Raw genomic sequence first — 17325 nt, forward strand, 5'->3', positions numbered from 1 at the left:
CGCCAAAATGCCGTGCCGATTTCATTCGATCGACATGGGATAGCCGTTCAGCGTGACGAAGGCATCGCTGTCGTCCTTCAGGCCGACGCCGGTCATCTCCAGGCGGCGCGCGTGCGTCAGCAGATAGTGCAGCTTGTAGGCGGCCGCCTCGTAGCCCAGGCCTTCGGGTCGGACGTTGGAGATGCAGTTGCGCTCGGCGTCGCTGCGTCCGACCTTCGGTTCGAAGGTCAGGTAGATGCCGAGGCTGTCGGGCGAACTGAGTCCCGGCCGTTCGCCGATCAGCATCACGACGATGCGGGCCCGCAGGCGCTCGCCGATCTCGTCGGCCAGTGCGACGCGGCCTTGCCGTGCAATGACCACCGGACCGATGCGCCATCCAGCGAGCCTTGCGCGGATCGCCCGAAGCAAGGGCACGGCCTGTCTCGAAGCGGCAAAGGCGGACAGGCCGTCGGCGATGACGAACAGCACGTCGTGGTCCTTCGGCGCGTCATCGAGCGCACTGCGGCTCGCGTCGGCCAGACGCCGGCCGCGATCGGGGCGGCGCAGATAATGCGCGCGATCGGGTGCGTCGCTGTGTACGTCGATCACGTCCGTGAAGCCCGCATCGTGGAGACGCGCGCGCAGTGCGTCGACATCGAGCGGATGATGCACCGCGTCGCGCGCCTGCGCATGCGAGAGCTGGAACGCGAGCAGCGGTGCGGTCGGCAGCCCGCTGCCCACGCGCCCGAGCGCGATGCGCGCCTGCGTGAACGCACGCAGCGCCGCCCAAGGGTTCCTGGTGATATCGTCGCTCATTCGTGCGCCATCCAGTCGAGCAGCGGCACGCGCGACGCGGTTTCCAGCAGTGCGCCGCGCGCATCGGTGATGCGCATGGCTTCGAGCCACGCCTCGAACTCGGGCGCGCGCTTCAGGCCGAGCACGTCGCGCGCGTAGAGGGCGTCATGAAACGACGTGCTCTGGTAGTTGAGCATCACGTCGTCCGCACCTGGCACGCCGATGATGAAGTTGATGCCCGCCACGCCCAGCAGCGTGAGCAACGCATCCATGTCGTCCTGATCCGCTTCGGCGTGATTGGTGTAGCAGATGTCGCAGCCCATCGGCACGCCGAGCAGCTTGCCGCAGAAATGGTCCTCCAGCCCGGCGCGCATGATCTGCTTGCCGTCGTAGAGATACTCCGGTCCGATGAAGCCCACCACAGTATTGACGAGCAGCGGTTCGAAGCGGCGCGCCACCGCATAGGCGCGCACTTCGCAGGTCTGCTGGTCGACGCCATGATGCGCATTCGCCGAGAGCGCGCTGCCTTGTCCGGTTTCGAAATACATCACGTTGTTGCCCACGCTGCCGCGTTGCAGCGAGCGCGCGGCATCGAAGGCTTCCTGCAACAGCGCGAGCGTTATGCCGAAGCTCGCGTTGGCTTTCTCGGTGCCGGCAATCGACTGAAACACGAGGTCCACCGGCGCACCTTTCTCGATTGCGCTGATGGTGTTGGTCACGTGCGTGAGCACGCAGGACTGCGTGGGCACCTGGAAGCGTTCGCGAAACTCGTCGATCATGATGAGCAGCGTCGTGATGGCGGCGAGACTGTCGGTAGCGGGATTGATGCCGATGACGGCGTCGCCGCAGCCGTACATGAGGCCGTCGAGCATGGACGCGGCGATGCCCTTGACATCGTCGGTCGGATGATTGGGTTGCAGGCGCACCGACATGTGTCCCGGCAGTCCAATGGTATTGCGAAAGCGCGTGACCACCGGACGCTTGCGCGCCACCGCGATCAGGTCCTGATTGCGCATCAGCTTGGAGACGGCGGCGACCATCTCGGGCGTGAGGCCGTCGGTGATGCGCGTGAGCGCCGCCGTATCGGCGGAGGCGCTCAGCAGCCAGTCGCGAAAGTCGCCCACGGTCAGATGAGCGATCTCGGCAAAGGCGGCGGGCGAATGTCCGTCGAGTATCAGGCGCGTGACCTCGTCCTGTTCGTACGGGATCAGCGGCTCGTTCAGGAACGCGCGCAGCGGCACGCGGGCCAGCGCATGCTTCGCGGCGACGCGCTCTTCCTCGCTGGCCGCGGCGAGGCCCGCGAGCTGGTCGCCCGAACGCAGGGGACTGGCCTTCGCCAGCAGGATTTTCAGATCGGCGAAGCGCCAGGTCCGGTGACCAATGGCTTCTGCATGACTCAACGGCTGCTCCTGGACTGATCGCGATCAGTCCATGTTAAGCAGGGTAGTGTGTTCAGCGTTATCGAAAATCGGCAAACCTGCGGGCGTGCCTTACTTCCCGTACATGTCGAAATCGAAGTACTTCGCCTCGATCTTGCGATACGTCCCGTCCTTCAGGATCTGCGCGATTGCGCCATTCAACGCGTCCCGCAAGTCCGGGTCCGACTTGCGCACGCCGGCAGCGTCGCCGTCGCCCATGATCTTCGCGTCATACACCACGTCGCCCGCGAATGCGTAGCCTTTGCCTGCCGGCGTAGAGAGGAAGCCGAGCTGGCCCTGCACGGCGTCCATCAGCACCGCATCCACGCGTCCGGCCGTCAGGTCCGCATAGGCCTGGTCATAGCTGGGGTACGCGACCACTTCGACGCCCGCCGCCGCCCACCTCTCGCGCGCGTAGGTCTCCTGCACCGTGCCTTGCTCGACCGCGATGCGCTTGCCGGACAGCTTGGCCGCCTCGGGCAGCAGATGGTCGCTTGCCTTCGCGATCAGGCGCGTCTGGTTGCGATACAGCCGGTCCGTGAAATCGATCTGCTGGCGGCGTTTTTCGTTTGCCGCCATCGACGAGAGGATCACGTCGAACTTGCGCGCCTGCAGACCGGGAATCAGGCCGTCGAAGCTGCTCTGCACCCACACGCACTGCGCCTTCAGCTGCGCGCACAATGCATTGCCGAGGTCGATGTCGAAGCCCTGCACCTTGCCGTCCTTGGCGACGGATTCGAACGGCGGATAGGTCGGATCGACGCCGACGCGGATCGTCTTCCATTCCTTGGCCTGGGCCAGCGTGGCCGTGGCCATCAGGGCAAATGCGGCGGCGTTCAGCAAGGTCCGGGCGCGGGTGATTTTCATGTGGGCTCCGTGTGGGTGGTGTCGTTGATTGAATGTTCGGGCGGTGCGCTCAGCTTGGGAATTCGCCGCGCGTGAAGTCTTCGTCGAGGGCGATGGAGTCGGCAATCTCGTCCACCGTGACCGGCTTGATCGGCGCGCGGATGCGGTAGTAGCCGACCTCGGCAACCGGACGCTCCTGCACTTGCGCGATCAGTTCGCCGACCGTCGTGCCGCACCAGCGGCCCTGGCACGGTCCCATGCCGCAGCGCGAGAATGCCTTCATCTGGTTCGGGCCCTGGCAGCCGAGCGCCGCGATGCCGCGCACTTCGCCCGCCGTAATTTCCTCGCAGCGGCATACGATCACGTCGTCGGCGGGACGGCGCAGCGCGGCGCGTGGCGTGTACAGCGCATCGAGTAACGGCCGCACGGCAAGGTGGCGCTTCAGCGCACGCAAGGCGGGGCGGCTGCGCGCATCGCGCATCGGCGCGTCCAGCACGCCCAGTTCCCGCGCGATGTCCAGCGCCGCCAGCGTGCCCGCGAGCGCCGCCGCCTTCGCGCCGCCGATGCCCGCGCTATCGCCCGCAATCCAGACGTGCTCGACGCTGCTGCGCCCGCGTGCATCGGTGCGCGGCCGCCAGCAGGCCGAGGCCGTATCCCATCGATGCTCGCAGCCGAGCGAGCGCGCCAGTTGCGTGGAAGGAATCACGCCCTGATGCAGCAGCACGAGCGATGTGTCGATGGCACGCGGCACGCCATGTTCGTCGGTGAAGCGCACGCGCTCCGCATGAGCCTCGCCTTCGATCGATACCGCCCGCGCGCCGCGATGCACCGGAATGCCTGCGCGCTTTACCACGCGCATCATGCGGACGCCCTTGAGCAGATAGTCGGCGCCCGCGAGCGCGGGCAGGGCGTGCGGAAAGGCGGCGCGCCAGGCATCGCGCGGCGTGGTGTCGATGATGGCGCGCACCTGGCGTCCTGCGTTCAGCAACTGCGACGCGAAAAGCCACAGCAGCGGACCGCATCCCGCCAGCACCGCATCCCGCGACGGCGCGAGCCCCGACGACTTGAGCAGCGTCTGCGCCGCGCCGACGCCCATCACGCCGGGCAGGGTCCAGCCGCGCACCGGCCACGGACGCTCCTGCGCGCCGGTCGCGACCAGCACGGCGCGCGCCGCGATGTCCAGCGTGCCGCCGGCGTCGGCGCCGTGCGGCCGGCGCGTCAGCATGGCGACCGCGCGGCCGTCCTCGAAGGCAATCTGCCATACGGACGCGCGCGACAGCAGCCTCGCGCCGCTGGCGTCGAAACGTTCGATCAGATCGCGGCCCGCCAGATAATCGTCGCCGAGCACGTGGGCGTCGGCGAGCGGCGAGTGCCCGAGGTTGCGATAGATCTGTCCGCCCAGGGCTTCGCCCTCGTCGGCGACGATCACCTGGAGACCCGCCCGGCGCGCCTCGATGGCCGCCGCCATGCCCGCCGGTCCCGCGCCGACGATCAACAGGTCGCAGAGCGGCTGCGTCGACAGTTGCGTCATGCGAGCCTCGCCCGGCCGTCCATCGCGCGCACCCGCATGCCGTCACGCACGCGCGTCATGCAGGCTTGCACGTTCGGCACGCCGTCAATTTCGACGAGACAGTCGAAGCACACGCCCATCATGCAGAACGGGCCGCGTGGCGCGCTGCTGACCGGCGTGGTACGGCACGCGGCGAGACCGCTTTCGAGCAGCGCCGCCGCCACCGTGTAATGCGGCGGCACGCGCCGGAGCGTGCCGTCGAGATCGACGGACACCATCGGCGTCGGCCCGGTGGCGAGGGATTCAAAGAGCGTGGACATCGGCGGAACTCGAAAAGCGCGTGGCGACAAAAGGGTGAATCAGCGCGGGCGGCGCACCGCCCGCGATCCATGGCGCGATGACGTCCGCGTGCGCGGCCGCGAGCGTCACGCCGCTGTGACAGATGGCGAGGAACGCGCCCGGATGCGCGCGCGATTCCTCGTAGACCGGCAGGCCGTCCGGCGTCATGATGCGCAGCGCGCCCCACGCCCGTACGATGCGCGCGTGCGCTAGCAACGGAAACGCCGTGCGCGCACGCCGCGCGATGTCGGCCATGACGGCGCGGGTCTGGCCGTCGTCGAACCCGACCGGTTCGGCGGAATCGCCCAGCAGGACCGAGCCTTCGGGCGTCTGCCGCACGACCAGCGTCGGATAGTCGAGAAACGGCGCAAGCCGCTCGGTCACCATGATCTGTCCGCGCAAGGGCGTGATGGGCGCGTGCATGCCGACCATCGGCGCGAGGCGGCGGTTGTCCAGCCCGGCAGCGAGCACGACGCGTTCTGCTTCCAGCGTGCCGCCGGATGTATCGATCTCGAAGCGGTCCGCGCGCGGGCGGATCTCGCGCACTTCGTTGTGCGGCAGGTACGTGCCGCCGAGCAGCGCAAAGCCCTGCTGCAGGGCGCGCAAGGTGTAGAGCGGACTGGCGTGGCCATCGTGGGGAGAGTAGAGCGCGCCTGCGAGCCGGTCCGACGCCGCCGGCACGCGCGCCTTCAACGCGGCAGGGTCAAGCACCTCGTAAGTGAGTAACGGGTCCTGCGCGCGGATCGATTCGAGCAGGTTTGCACCTGCTTCGAGTTGCTCGGCGGTTTCACAAAGCTCGATGCCGCCAGGCCGCTCGAAGCCGGTATCGACGCCGGTCTCGCGCCGCAGTTGCGCCGCGAATGCACCCCAGCGTTCCGACGACTGGCGCGACCACTGCGCATAAGGCAAGCAGCGGCCGCCCTTGCCCTGCACCCAGACGAGCCCGAAGTTGCCGCGCGCCGCGCGATGAGCGGAGTCCGCGCCGTCGCAGACGGCCACGCGTTTGCCCGCGCGGGCGAGTCCGTAGGCGATCGCCATGCCCACGAGCCCGCCGCCTGCCACGACGTGATCGAAGCGGCGCGGCGTGTTATGGACCGGTTTGTCCTGCATGAATGAGGTTTCCTGCCTGCTTTTACAGATCAAGGACGCACTCTGACGGCGGCAAAATACGCCGTCAAATGTCGATTCGTCCGTCACCTATAATCCAGTGTTATGACCCCCTCCGACCTCAAGATCCGCCAGATCGAGGCGTTCCGTGCCGTGATGCTGCGGCATACCGTGACGCGCGCCGCCGAATCGCTGCATATCTCGCAACCCGCCGTGAGCCGTCTCATCGCCGATCTCGAAGAACGCGTGGGCTTCGTGCTGTTCGAGCGTCAGCAGGGCCGGCTCGCGCCGACGGCCGAAGCGCGCGTGCTGTTCGAGGAAGTGGAGCGGGCGTTCGTCGGCATGGACCGGATCGCACAGGCCGCGCAGCAGATTCGCGCCATGCGGCGCGGCTCCTTGCGCGTGGCGGGATCGCCCGCGGTGGCGCTGGACCTGTTGCCGGCCGTGATCGCGCGCTTCGTCGAGCGTTATCCGGGCATCGACGTGATCCTGCTCGCACATAGCGCCACGACGGTGGTGGAGAAGATCGCGTCGGGACAGTGCGATGTCGGCTTGATCGCCGAGCCCATTCCGCATCCCGCCGTGAAAAGTGAACGGCTCGGCAACGCCGTCATGCGCTGCATCGTGCCGCGCGGACATCGGCTGGCGCGGCGCGCGTCGCTGGGGCCGGACGACCTGCGCGGCGAGCGCTTTGTGTCATTCCCGCAGAGCTTCGACGCCCGCAGTGCCATCGACCGCGTGTTCGTGGAGGCAGGCGTGAGCCGCGACCTCGTGATCGAGGCGCAACTGTCGCAAGCGATCGTCGCGCTGGTAGCGAACGGCGCGGGCGTGGCGCTGATCGATCCGGTGACTGCCGCCTATGCCCGGCCGCGCGTGGCGGTGAAGCCCTTCACGCCCGCCGTGCCAGATCACTTCTATATCGTGACGAATGCCTCGCAACCGATTCCGGCCGTCGCGCATACCTTCTGCGACGCTGTCAGGGAGGCGTTCGGGCGGCTCATCGCCGACGGCTGAAGCCTTTGGCTTTCAGCCCGACCGCCCCACAGCCGTAGCCGCATCTCCGCCGTCCAGCCCGTGCCGCTCGGAGGCATCGTCGATCGTGCGGTCCGGGTGAATCCTGAGCGTCATCAACGCGCCCAGCAGCAGGAACAGCAGCGAGCCCACGAACGGCAGGCTCCAGTTGCCGGTGGCGTCGATCACCACGCCGAACACGACCGGCGAGATGATCGTCGCGAGCGCGGCGCCCGTGTTCAGCATGCCGCTCGCGGTGCCCGCGTGGAGCGGCGCGATGTCCATCGGCACGGCCCAGATCGGGCCCACCGTCAGTTCGAGCATGAAGAACGCGCCCGACAAACACATGGTGGCCACCGTCAGGTCGCGGCTCAGCATGACCGGGATCATGAAGCCGAGCGCACCCAGCAGGCTGAACGCGATCACGCCCTGACGCGCCTTCCTGAGGCTGCCGGTGCGCTTGAGCACGCGGTCGCTGAGAAAGCCGCCCGTCACGTCGCCGACCACGCCCGCGAGGAACACGCCCGACGCGAAGATGGCCGACTCCTTCAGGTTGAGCCCATAGCCATGCAGGAAGAACAGCGGCACCCAGCTGAAGAACAGCGTGTTGCTCCACACCTGGCAGAAGTACACGAAGATGGTCGGCGACATGCGGCCGAAGATTTTTCGCCAGGGCGTCGCGGCGCGCGCCTGCGAAGGATCGGCGGCGGGCGGCAGCAGCGCCAGTTCGGTTTCGTTGATGCGCCGGTGCGCGCGCGGGTCGTCGCGGTAGTACCAGACCCACACGACAATCCAGATCGCCGTCAGCGCGCCGACGATGACGAACGACAGGCGCCATGAATAGAGCGTGGCGAGCAGCGCGATGAGGGTCGGCGCAACGGCATTGCCGAGCCGCGACGACGAGTGCGTGATGCCCTGCACGAAGCCGCGGTCCTTCATCTGGAACCAGTTGGCGATGGCGCGGGCCTGCGCGGGCAGTGCGGCGCCTTCGCCGATGCCAAGCAGCAGCCGCGCCGCGCACAGCGAGGCCAGTCCGCCGACCATGCCGGTGGCGATGGTCGCGACCACCCAGATCGCGCCGCAGACGAACAGCGTGCGGCGCGCGCCCATGCGGTCGGCAAGCCAGCCGCCGACGATCTGAAAGATCGCATACGTATAGCCGAACGCCGAGAACGCGACGCCGAGCGTGGTGTTTGACAAGCCCAGCTCGGCCTTGATCGGCCCGGCGGCCGCGGCGAGATTCACGCGGTCGAGATACAGGATGAACGACATCGCGCAGAGCAGCGCGAGCACCACTTTCTGAACCTGCGTGCGCGGGGCGCGCAGCGATTGCGAATCCATGTCTCCTCCAGATGCGATGGCCGTGTCGGCGCGTGCGTGCGCCGCCAGCCCTTTTATTCACATTGCCTTGTTCAGGCGGTGGCGGCTTGCGTCGAGTGCGCCATGCGGCAGGCGAGATCGAAGGCGCGCGCCATCGCAGTGCCGCTCGCGCGTCCCTGTCCGACGATGTCGTATGCGGTGCCGTGCGCGGGCGTCGTTACGGGAATCGGCAGGCCGCCTTCCACGGTCACGCCCACTTCGAAGCCGAGCAGCTTGGTCGCAATCTGCCCCTGGTCGTGATACATCGTGACGATGCCGTCGAGCTCGCCGGCGCGGGCGCGCAGGAAGATGGTGTCGGCGGGATAGGGGCCGGTGGAAGCACAGCCGCGTTGGGCGGCGAGGCGCATGCCCGGCTCGATGATGTCGGTCTCCTCGCTGCCGTAGTTGCCGTGATCGCCGTTATGCGGATTGAGGCCGCACACGCCGATACGCGGTTGCGCAACGCCCGCCGCACGCAGCGCCGCCGTGAGCATGCCGATGGCGTCCGCCACTGCTTCCGGCGAGAGCCGCTCGGACACTTCGCGCAATGGAATGTGCGAGGTCACGCGCGCGGTCCACAGCGGGTCCAGCACGTTGAGTTCGCCGCACACGCCGCGATGGTCCAGCAGCTTCGCGAACCAGCGCATCTCGTCCTCTTCCTGCATGCCGCCGGCGCGCAACGCGCTCTTGTTGAGCGGGCCGAAGCACACGGCATCGGCGTGGCCTTCGGTGACCTGCTGCACGGCGAGCCGCAATGAATCGAGCATGAAGCGGCCGCTTGCCTCGCTGATGACGCCCGGCTCGAACACGGTGTCGCTGCCGGCCCACGGCAGGATCGTGAGCCAGTCGCTGGCCTGCGGAACCGGCACGTTCGCGGCGGCGGCGCCGCGGGCGAGGGCGTCGCGGTTGCCGATCAGCGTGACGTGGGCGCGCTGGCGCGTGGCGGGATCCGCCAGCAGACGCGCGATGATCTCCGCGCCGATACCGGCGGGGTCGCCGATGCTGAGCGCAATGCGTACGGGAGTTGAAGTCATGAAGCTCCGGCGATGACAGTGGGAACGCTCCGCTTCTTGCGAGCGGAAAGTCCTTACGTTAAGGACAAACACGCGCCCACGCCATCGCTCATTGGCTTATGCAGGTTTCGCCTTTTGCGAAACCGGCTGCGCCAGCAGGTCCAGCACGGCGAGCGTCGAGGACGACAGTTCATCGGCGGGAAGATGGCACAGCAGCATCTGGCGCACCGGCCACGTGCCTTCGATCGGCAGGATGCGGAAGCGCTTGCCGCCGGCCAGCACGCGCGCCACGCCCAGCGGCATCACGCCGATACCGACGCCCGCCGCGACCATCGCCGTCATGCTGTCGAAGCTGCCGACGCGAATGCGCATGTGCAGGGTCCGGTCCATCTGGCTGGCGAGACGGCTGAGCGCAATCGAAATGGCCGAGCCCACGGTGAGGCCGATCACATCGCAGTCGAGCAGGTCGGCGGCGCGCACTTCGGTGTGCGCGGCGAGCGGATGATCGGCGGTGGTCAGCACGACCAGCCGGTCTTCGCGATACGGGCGCGTCGGCAGATCGAGCCGCCCGAGCGAGGCTTCGTAGATGCCGATATCGACCGTGCCGCGCGTCAGAGCCTGCATCACGCCGTGACTGTTGGCTTCCTGCAAGTCGATGTCGATACCCGGATGCGCCGCATGGCAGCGCTGCACGTCTTCGGCGAGGAACTGCAAGACGGCCGAGGTACACGCCGCGATCTTCACGACGCCGCGCGCGCCTTGCCGGAACGCGGCGGCATCTTCATGCATGCGCTCGGCAGTGTGGATCATGCTGCGCGCGTGAGCCAGCAACGCACGGCCTGCGTCGGTGAGGGTCATGCCGTGCGGACGGCGCTCGAACAGCGCGACGCCGAGTTGCGTCTCCATTTCGCTGATGCGCCGTGAAGCGGCAGCGGGCGCCAGCGCGAGGCGTTCAGCGGCCTTGGTGATCGCGCCCAGTTCGGCGGTGGCCTCGAACAGGCGCAGCGTCTTCAGGTCGAACTGGATGCGGTCGGAGCGGCGCGTCATGGCTTGCCTGATGAAAGGAACGTGCCGATTCTAGCGCGGGCGCGCCCCGGCCCCGTCAGCCGATTATTCACACTTCGTGCAGAATCACTTCACCGTTATGCGGTCGAAGCGCGGACGCGCGGCGACTAGAATGGCCACCATCGAACCATCAAGGAGACGAGCAGCATGAGCAAGTCCTATCGCATCGCCGTGATTCCGGGAGACGGCATCGGCGTGGAAGTGATGCCCGAAGCGCTGCGCGCGCTGGATGCCGTGAGCAAGCGTTTCGGTATCGCGCTGGAATACGAGCATATCGAATGGGCCAGTTGCGATTACTACGAAGCCCACGGCCAGATGATGCCCGACGACTGGAAGGCGCAACTGCAAGCCTGCGACGCCATCCTGTTCGGCGCGGTGGGCTGGCCCGCGAAGGTGCCGGATCACATTTCGCTGTGGGGCTCGTTGCTCAAGTTCCGCCGCGAGTTCGACCAGTACATCAACCTGCGGCCTGCGCGCCTGTTCGAAGGCGTGCCGTCGCCGCTGGCGAAGCGCAAGGCCGGCGACATCGACTTCATGATCGTGCGGGAAAACACCGAGGGCGAGTATTCGTCGGTGGGCGGCGTGATGTATGAAGGCACGGAACGCGAGTTCGTGTCGCAGACGTCTATCTTCACGCGCAAGGGCTCGGAACGCGTGCTCAAGTTCGCCTTCGATCTGGCGCAGAGCCGCGCGAAGAAGATCACGGTGGCCACCAAGAGCAACGGCATTTCGATCAGCATGCCGTGGTGGGACGCGCGCGCCGCCGAAGTGGCCGCGCAGTATCCGGACGTGACGTGGGACAAGCAGCACATCGACATCCTGTGCGCGCGCTTCGTGCTCAGCCCGGACCGCTTCGACGTGGTCGTCGCCACCAATCTGTTCGGCGACATTCTCTCGGACCTGGGTCCGGCCTGCACGGGCACGATCGGCATCGCGCCGTCGGCGAACATGAATCCGGAACGCGACTTCCCGTCGCTGTTCGAACCGGTCCATGGCTCGGCGCCGGATATCGCGGGCAAGGGCATCGCCAATCCGATCGCCATGATCTGGTCCGCCGCGATGATGCTCGAGTTCCTCGGCGAGCAGCAGGCGCACGACGCGATCCTTGCCGCCATCACCGACGTGCTGAAGGACGGCCCGCATACCGGCGATCTCGGCGGCAAGGCCAGCACGAGCGAAGTGGGCGGCGCGGTGGTGGCGCGCCTCGGCTGAAGCGGATCATCGACAACGGGGACACGGCATGACTCAGACCGATGCAAGCAGCGACGGCGACGTCCGTCTCGTCATCGAAGGCGCGGCGGCGCACGTGGTGTTTGACCGCGTGGCCGCGCACAACGCGATGACCTGGCACATGTACGAGCAACTCGAAGCGATCTGCGAACGTCTTGCCAACGCGAGCGAGGTGCGCGTGGTGACGTTTCGCGGCGCGGGCGGCAAGGCTTTCGTCGCGGGCACCGACATCCGGCAGTTCGGCGCGTTCGAAAGCGGCGAGGACGGCGTGAACTACGAGCATCGCATCGAGCGCATTCTCGGCGGCATCGATGCATTGCCGATGCCGACGCTCGCCATCGTCGATGGCTGGTGCGTCGGCGGCGGGCTCGCGATTGCCGCCTGTTGCGACCTGCGCATCGCAACGCCCGGCGCGAAGTTCGGCGTGCCCATTGCGCGTACCTTGGGCAACTGCCTCGCGATCGGCAATACGGCGCGGCTCGTCGCGGAGTTCGGCATCGGGCGTGCCAAGCGCATGCTCGTGCTGGGCGACATGCTGAACGTGGATGACGCGCTGTCCGCCGGCTTCGTCTTTGAATGCTGCGAGCCGGATCAGCTCGATACGCGTGCGGCTGCACATGTGGATCGGCTCGAGCGCAACGCGCCGGTCACGATGCGCGTGACCAAGCAATCCATCTCGCGCATGCTCGCCGCTTTGCCGTTGCAAGGCGACGATCTCGTGCGCGAGTGCTACGGCAGCCGCGATTTTCATGAGGGCGTCGCGGCGTTCACGGAGAAGCGGCCGCCGGTCTGGACGGGCGAGTAACGTCGGGCGGCGCGCTCCCAGCTCACTCTCACTACTCAAACACGCGACGCGCGGGCCGCAAGGTCAGCGCGTCGCTTTCGCACGTCCGTCATGCGCACGTTCCCGCATCGCAACTACGGGAAATACCGTAGATTTGCCGTACCAACTTATATGATAACTTCGTCATACAACAAAGCGGTTGCCATCGAAAAGCGATGACGGGCTGCGGTCTTGCAGGCTGCATCGCCACAGAATAAATGGAGACGACATGCAATCAGTGACGCGGCGCAGTTTCCTCAAAACCGTTTCCGCGGCGACCGCCGCCGGCGCCATGACGGGCTGGTCGGGCCGGGCCAGCGCGGCGGAGTTCCGGCTCAAGTACGCAAACTTCCAGCCCGTCACGCATCCGATGACCGTGCGCGTCAAGGAGATGGCGCAGAAGATCCGCGAGGAATCGAACGGGCGCATCGAGTTGCAGGTCTTTCCTAACGCGCAGCTGGGCTCGGATGTCAGCATGTTTTCGCAGTTGCGGGCGGGCTCCATCGACTTCCTGACGTACTCGCCGCTCTCGCTCGGCGTGATGGTGCCGGACGCGCAGATCAGCGGCGTCGGCTTCGCGTTTCCGGACTATGAGGCGGTGTGGAAGGCGATGGACGGCGACCTTGGCGCCTACGTGCGCCAGAAGATCGACGCTACGCCGCTGTTCGCCTTCGAGAAGATCTTCGACGGCGGTTATCGCCAGATCACCACCAGCACGCGTCAGATCACGCAGCCCGACCAGTTGAAGGATCTGAAGATTCGGGTGCCGTCGAGCCCCTTGTGGACCTCGGTGTTTCGCGCATTCGGCGCGTCGCCGACGACCCTGAGCCTCGAAGAGGTGTATTCGGCGTTGCAGACGCACGTGGTGGACGGGCAGGAGAATCCGCTCGTGCTGATCGACACCACGCGCTTCTATGAAGTGCAGAAGTATTGCGCGCTGACCAATCACATGTGGGACGGCTTCTGGTTCCTCGGCAACACGGCGAACTTCAAGAAGCTGCCGCCGGACATGCAGGAGATCGTGCGCCGCAATGTGAACGCCGCTGCGCTGAAGGAGCGCGCCGACGTGAAGGCGCTCAACGATTCGCTGATTACGCAACTGAAGGGGCACGGCTTGCAGTTCAACGAAGTCGATCACGCGGCGTTCCGCGATCGTCTGAAGAGCGCGGGCTTCTATGCCGACTGGAAGAAGCGCTTCGGCGAAACGCTGTGGGCGAAGCTCGAACAATACGCCGGCAGGATCGGCTGATGCAGAGCGCCGTCTACAAGGAAGGCGAGGCGGCGCGTCATCCGCTGCAGCGCATGCTCATCAGCGCGAGCCGCGCGGCGATGCGGCTGGCGGGCGCGCTGGCCGCGTTGCTCGTGGTGGCCGAAACGGTGATCCTGTTCGCGGGCGTGGCGGCGCGCTATGCGTTCGACGCACCACTCGTCTGGTCGGACGAACTCGCGTCCATCCTGTTCGTCTGGCTTGCGATGTTCGGCGCGGCGCTCGCACTCGATCGCGGCGAGCACATGGCGATGACCGCGCTCGTCAGCCGGCTGCCCGCGCGCTGGCAGACCTGGTGCCGCACGGTCGCGGCGATGCTGGTGTGCGTGTTCGTCGGGCTGATCATCGTGCCGGCCATCGGTCATGCGCAGGCCGACATGGCGATCACCACGTCCGCGCTGGAAATTCCCGTGGGTCTGCGCACGGCGGCGCTGCCGGTTGGCGCGATCCTGATGCTGATCGCGTCGCTCGCGGTGCTGGTGCGTGAAAGCTCGCCGCGTCAGCTGGCGCTGGCCTTCGCCGTGCTGGGCGCGATCGGCGCGGCGTTGTGGTTCGCACGTGAGCCGCTGGCTGCGATGGGTAATTACAACCTGCTGGTGTTCTTCGTGCTGCTGCTCGGCATGGCGATCGCGGCCGGCATTCCCATTGCCTTCGCGTTCGGTGTGGCCACCGTCACGTACCTTAACCTGGCAGCAGGCATCGACGTGAGCATCGTCGTGAATCGCATGGACGAGGGCATGTCGCAGATGATCCTGCTCGCCGTGCCGCTGTTCGTGCTGCTCGGCGCGCTGCTCGATCTGTCCGGACTGGCACGCGCGCTGATCGAATTCATGGCGGCGTTGATCGGCCATCTGCGGGGCGGCCTGCAATTCGTCCTCCTGGTGGTGATGTTCCTCGTCTCAGGCGTGTCGGGTTCGAAGGTAGCCGACATGGCCGCCGTCGCGCCCGCGCTGTTTCCCGAGATGAAGGAGCGCGGCTGCGATCCGCGCGGACTCGTTGCGCTGCTGGTCGGATCGGCGGCGATGACCGAGACCATTCCGCCGAGCATCGTGCTCATCACCATCGGTGCCGTATGCGGCATCTCCATCACCGCGCTGTTCACCGGCGGGCTGCTGCCTGCTTGCGTCGCGAGCCTGGCGATTGCGGCCGTGGTCTGGTTCAAGACCCGTTCCGAACCGAAGAGCCTGTTCCGCCGTGCGCCGCCGCGCGAGATCGCGCGCGCCTTCCTGGCCGCGTTGCCCGCGCTCGCGCTGCCGGTGCTGATCCGCTCGGCCGTGGTCGAAGGCGTCGCGACCGCGACCGAAGTGGCCACCGTCGGCGTGGCCTATACGATCGTCGCGGGGCTCGTGCTGCATGCGTTTCGCCGGCATATCGAGTTCCGGCGGCTGTATCCGATCCTGATCGAAACCGCCAGTCTGTCGGGAGCCATTCTCTTTACGATCGGCATGGCGACGGCCATGTCCTGGGCGCTGACGCAGTCGGGTTTCTCGGCCTCGCTGGCCGCGTTGATGGAAAGCGTGGCGGGCGGACGCATCGGCTTCCTGGCCATTTCGATCGTCGTGTTTCTTGTGCTCGGCAGCGTGCTCGAAGGCATTCCCGCCATCGTGCTGTTCGGTCCGCTGCTGTTTCCGGTGGCGCGCGCGCTCGGCATCGGCGACGTGCACTATGCCATCGTGGTCGTGCTGTGCATGGGCGTTGGCCTGTTCGCGCCGCCCTTCGGCGTGGGCTTCTATGCGGCGTGCATGATCGGCAAGACCTCACCCGACGGCGTGATGCGCGGCGTCGTTCCATATCTGCTCGCGCTGCTGCTGGTGATCGTGGTGGTCGCGTTCGTGCCGTGGATTTCGACCGGATTCCTGCCGACATGACCCTGCCCATCTTCGACGCCCACCAGCACTTCTGGGACACGCGCCTGAGCACCTATCCGTGGCTGTGCGGCGAGACCATCGCGAACTTCCGCTATGGCGACTATCGCGCGATCCGGGCGCCGTACCTGCCGGAAGATTACCGGCGCGACACGCAGCGTTTCCGGCTTGCGGGGAGCGTGTATATCGAGGCGGAATGGGACCCGCGCGATCCGCTCGGCGAAATGGAGTACATCGCGGAACTCCGGCGGCGGGAAGGCTTGCCGAGCGTCGCCGTGGGGCAGGCGTGGCTGGATCGCCCGGATCTCGACGCGACGCTGGCGGAATTGACGCGCCATGCATTCGTGCGCGGCATCCGTCACAAGCCCCGCGCCAATGCCGCGCCGGGCATGAGCGCGCCCGGCGGCATGAGCGACGCCGCGTGGCGCGGGGGTTATGCGCGGCTTGCGCATCACGGCCTGCATTTCGAATTGCAGACGCCGTGGTGGCATCTGCACGAAGCGGCTGAACTGGCGCGCGATCATCCGGACACGCGCCTTGTGCTGAATCACACCGGTCTGCCCGCCGATCGCAGCGCCGCCATGCTCGCCGCGTGGCGCGATGCCACGGCCGAGCTCGCGCAATGCGATAACGCGTGGGTCAAGATATCGGGGCTGGGTCAGCGCGGCTTGCCGTGGACGGCGGAAGCGAACGGCTGGATCGTGCGCACGACCATCGAACTGTTCGGCGCCGGACGCTGCATGTTCGCGAGCAATTTTCCGGTGGACAGCCTGTGCGCGACGTTCGACGAAATTTATGACGGCTTCTTCGAGATCGTGCAGGACATGAGCGAGGCCGATCAACGCCGCCTCTTCCATGACAACGCAGTGGCGTTCTACGCGCCAGCCTGATTCACCCCTTCGTCCCGCGCGCCGGCTTTTCGATCACCGTATCGAGCCGCGCGCGCGACAGCCTTTGCGCGGCCGCGCCGCGGTCGCCGCTCCAGAAACTGCGATCCACCTGCTGGATGCGCATGGCCGTGCGCTGCATGTGCGCGTGAGCCGCCTGACGCGCGGCATCGGGATCGCGCGCCTCGATTGCGGCCGCGATGGCTTCGTGTTCCGCGCGGACGTCGTCGGCGAGATCGGCGCGGCGCGCTTCGTTGGTCCGCGTGATGCGGATGGCGTCCTGGAGCGCGTGCGTCAGCATCGACAGGAGTTCGGTGAAGTAGGGATTACCCGCCGCGCGTGAAATGGCCAGATGGAATTCGAGGTCCGCCTCGACGCCGTCGCCGCCTTCGGCCACCGCGCGGTCGATGGCCTTGAGCGCACGCCGGATCACGCTCATTTGCGCCACCGTGCGCCGCTCGGCAGCCAGCGCCGCCATCTCGGCCTCGATGCCGCGCCGCAACTCGATGATGCGCACCACGCCCGCCGCCGGATTCACTTCGTCGCGCGCGAGGCGGAACACCTGCGCAGCCTTCGGATCGAGCACGATAGTGCCGCTGCCCTGGCGCGTGTCCACGAGACCCTCGGACTTGAGACGCGAGATGGCCTCGCGGACTACCGTGCGGCTCACACCGTACTGCTCGGTCATGAACTTCTCGGTGGGCAGGCGCGCATTCACCGGGTAGTAGCCGCTGCGGATCTGATCCACCAGCAGCCGCGTCACGCGGTCGGCGAGGGTGGATTCGTCGTTGTTCATCCTGGCGTCTTGCAT

16 protein-coding genes are annotated in these 17325 nt (G+C 67.0%); 6 read left to right on the forward strand and 10 right to left on the reverse strand.

From position 1 onward, the window contains the following. Nucleotides 1–21: 21 nt before the first annotated feature. The 6 genes from eutC to QCE83_RS16275 form a co-directional block, all read right to left on the reverse strand. Nucleotides 22–795, reverse strand: a complete 774-nt coding sequence (eutC, locus tag QCE83_RS16250) for an ethanolamine ammonia-lyase subunit EutC (RefSeq protein ID WP_309812728.1) — start codon at nt 793–795, stop codon at nt 22–24. Beyond that, nucleotides 792–2174: an ethanolamine ammonia-lyase subunit EutB gene (locus QCE83_RS16255; protein WP_309812731.1), complete on the reverse strand. Its 1383-nt coding sequence runs from the start codon at nt 2172–2174 to the stop codon at nt 792–794. Before QCE83_RS16255 ends, eutC begins: the two co-directional genes overlap by 4 nt. Nucleotides 2175–2264: 90 nt before the next feature. Further along, on the reverse strand, nt 2265–3059 hold the full coding sequence (locus QCE83_RS16260; RefSeq protein WP_309812734.1) for an ABC transporter substrate-binding protein: 795 nt from the start codon (nt 3057–3059) through the stop codon (nt 2265–2267). A gap of 49 nt (nt 3060–3108) precedes the next feature. After that, nucleotides 3109–4569, reverse strand: a complete 1461-nt coding sequence (locus QCE83_RS16265; protein WP_309812736.1) for an NAD(P)/FAD-dependent oxidoreductase — start codon at nt 4567–4569, stop codon at nt 3109–3111. Further along, on the reverse strand, nt 4566–4868 hold the full coding sequence (locus QCE83_RS16270) for a (2Fe-2S)-binding protein (protein ID WP_404984903.1): 303 nt from the start codon (nt 4866–4868) through the stop codon (nt 4566–4568). The genes QCE83_RS16265 and QCE83_RS16270 overlap by 4 nt, the downstream gene beginning before the upstream one ends. Next, entirely contained in the window at nt 4852–5997 is a 1146-nt protein-coding gene (locus QCE83_RS16275) for an FAD-dependent oxidoreductase (protein ID WP_309812739.1), read from the reverse strand. The genes QCE83_RS16270 and QCE83_RS16275 overlap by 17 nt, the downstream gene beginning before the upstream one ends. Before the next feature lie 102 nt (nt 5998–6099). On the opposite strand from QCE83_RS16275, the gene QCE83_RS16280 reads away from it, so the two are divergent. Further along, entirely contained in the window at nt 6100–7008 is a 909-nt protein-coding gene (locus tag QCE83_RS16280) for a LysR substrate-binding domain-containing protein (protein WP_309812742.1), read from the forward strand. A gap of 12 nt (nt 7009–7020) precedes the next feature. On the opposite strand, the gene QCE83_RS16285 is transcribed toward QCE83_RS16280, so the two are convergent. The 3 genes from QCE83_RS16285 to QCE83_RS16295 all read right to left on the reverse strand — a co-directional run bounded on the left by QCE83_RS16285 (nt 7021) and on the right by QCE83_RS16295 (nt 10424). Then, the gene (locus QCE83_RS16285; protein ID WP_309812746.1) at nt 7021–8346 is read right to left on the reverse strand and encodes an MFS transporter; all 1326 of its coding nucleotides are present in this window, start codon (nt 8344–8346) and stop codon (nt 7021–7023) included. Nucleotides 8347–8417: 71 nt separating this feature from the next. Continuing rightward, complete coding sequence (locus tag QCE83_RS16290; protein ID WP_309812748.1) at nt 8418–9398, reverse strand: 4-hydroxythreonine-4-phosphate dehydrogenase PdxA; 981 nt, start codon at nt 9396–9398, stop codon at nt 8418–8420. A gap of 96 nt (nt 9399–9494) precedes the next feature. Further along, on the reverse strand, nt 9495–10424 hold the full coding sequence (locus QCE83_RS16295; RefSeq protein WP_309812751.1) for a LysR family transcriptional regulator: 930 nt from the start codon (nt 10422–10424) through the stop codon (nt 9495–9497). Nucleotides 10425–10589: 165 nt separating this feature from the next. On the opposite strand from QCE83_RS16295, the gene QCE83_RS16300 reads away from it, so the two are divergent. The 5 genes from QCE83_RS16300 to QCE83_RS16320 all read left to right on the forward strand — a co-directional run bounded on the left by QCE83_RS16300 (nt 10590) and on the right by QCE83_RS16320 (nt 16517). After that, nucleotides 10590–11654 carry a tartrate dehydrogenase gene (locus QCE83_RS16300; protein WP_309812753.1) on the forward strand — a complete coding sequence of 355 codons (1065 nt, stop codon included), beginning with the start codon at nt 10590–10592 and terminating at the stop codon, nt 11652–11654. A gap of 28 nt (nt 11655–11682) precedes the next feature. Next, nucleotides 11683–12477: an enoyl-CoA hydratase/isomerase family protein gene (locus tag QCE83_RS16305; protein WP_309812756.1), complete on the forward strand. Its 795-nt coding sequence runs from the start codon at nt 11683–11685 to the stop codon at nt 12475–12477. 247 nt (nt 12478–12724) lie between these two features. Further along, the gene (locus QCE83_RS16310) at nt 12725–13744 is read left to right on the forward strand and encodes a TRAP transporter substrate-binding protein (protein ID WP_309812760.1); all 1020 of its coding nucleotides are present in this window, start codon (nt 12725–12727) and stop codon (nt 13742–13744) included. Further along, a complete protein-coding gene (locus QCE83_RS16315) occupies nt 13744–15630 on the forward strand; it encodes a TRAP transporter large permease subunit (protein ID WP_309812763.1) in 1887 nt (628 codons plus the stop codon). Before QCE83_RS16310 ends, QCE83_RS16315 begins: the two co-directional genes overlap by 1 nt. Further along, entirely contained in the window at nt 15627–16517 is an 891-nt protein-coding gene (locus QCE83_RS16320) for an amidohydrolase family protein (RefSeq protein WP_309812766.1), read from the forward strand. Before QCE83_RS16315 ends, QCE83_RS16320 begins: the two co-directional genes overlap by 4 nt. Nucleotide 16518: 1 nt before the next feature. On the opposite strand, the gene QCE83_RS16325 is transcribed toward QCE83_RS16320, so the two are convergent. Continuing rightward, nucleotides 16519–17325, reverse strand: coding sequence for an FCD domain-containing protein (locus tag QCE83_RS16325; RefSeq protein WP_309812769.1), 807 nt, complete (start codon nt 17323–17325; stop codon nt 16519–16521).

Source organism: Caballeronia sp. LZ034LL (assembly GCF_031451215.1).
Classification (GTDB): Bacteria; Pseudomonadota; Gammaproteobacteria; order Burkholderiales; family Burkholderiaceae; genus Caballeronia.